The 1337-nt window shown below is 36.4% G+C and carries 1 protein-coding gene; it reads left to right on the forward strand.

Annotation, left to right across the window (positions count from 1 at the left end; translation table 11 throughout):
* Window positions 1–872, forward strand: an 872-nt coding sequence (locus BD31_RS09275; RefSeq protein WP_048097642.1) for a hypothetical protein, incomplete at its 5' end; no start/stop codon positions are given.
* Window positions 873–1337: the final 465 nt, after the last annotated feature.

A 1337-nucleotide genomic window follows, 5' to 3' on the forward strand; every position in this document is an offset into this window, starting at 1 on the left:
TACCAATGACTAAAACAGTTCTTTTAGGACTAACCTTAGCTGCAATTTTGACAATGGCTATTGCATTTCCTGCAATTGCAGATGCAATTACCCCCATTAAACAAACTGAAGTTAAGGTAAAGAAAGGTGAAATCTCAAAACTTAGATTCCAACTTGAGAGCAAAGTAGAAACTCAGCCCTTTGGTGGGTATGCAATTTTGACCGATGCTGGTACTGCAATTGCAATTACATCACATGCCGGTTTTTACGATAGTGAAATTCAAGGTGAAACAACTCCTGCATCTCCAGTTATTGACTTTCCAGGACCTGCTGCATTATGTAGCAGTCTAGAAGGTTGTGGTGCAGAATGGCATGTTCATGTTGTAGAGCCTGCTGCTGATGACCGCTGTGCATCAAATCTTAAAGTTGGTGAATTGACATGGACAGATCCTTCTGATAGACTAAATGTTGCAGGAAATAACTTGATTGCAAGAGGTATTGCATTAGGCGCAAATCCATATGTCGCAGCATTATCTGCTGACGGTGAAAGAAACTTTGACACTGGTTCAAATCCAGGTACTGAAGGTCTTGCATTTGATCTGACTCCGATATTCCTAGATCCAGAAGATTTGACTTCACTTGATGCAGTATGTATTGGACCAAAATCTGATTCACAATTACTTTGTGAAGATCTAGGTGATGGTACTAGAGATGATGCGTTAGTATTCATTGGAGACCACAATACTGGTGGTGATTTCAGATTAGATATTGATGAATTCCCATACAGTGATTATATCTGGAATGAAGCCAACACAAACCAAGATGGTGCTACAAATGCTTCCGTAGTAGGTGGCGTTGAATTATCAAATTGGTTTGCTAACAACTGCAATTAGAGATATTCTCTCTTTTTTCTTTATTTTTTGCACAAAAAATAGGGGTTTAGCTTTTACGCATGATGATAATAGTTTAGATATGTTTAGCTGAGAGATCTTGGTGGTTTGATGTTTGCATTTTGTATCTAGGCACAAGTGTTACACCCCCCCTCTAAATGCCTATTTTTGAAAATATCACATTATGCCTAAAGACGGTAATTTTCATGGGGGGTTTAACGCCTAGTCATAATTTTAGAAAATTGGTCATTTCAACAAACTTTGTGAAACTACTACAATCCAATCTATAATCTGTGAAAATAAACTAGATGTGAATAATCTGAATTCATCAAATACATTGTTTGTGGATTCAAATGACTCATTTATTACAGATTCACTAATCTGCAATATTGAATTAATCATTATTTTATCTTCAATAAATTTGGATTTTACTGTGTGTATGCATTTTTGAACACACATTTAGTGTAA

Source organism: Candidatus Nitrosopumilus salarius BD31 (assembly GCF_000242875.2).
In the GTDB taxonomy this organism is placed as follows: Archaea; Thermoproteota; Nitrososphaeria; order Nitrososphaerales; family Nitrosopumilaceae; genus Nitrosopumilus; species Nitrosopumilus salarius.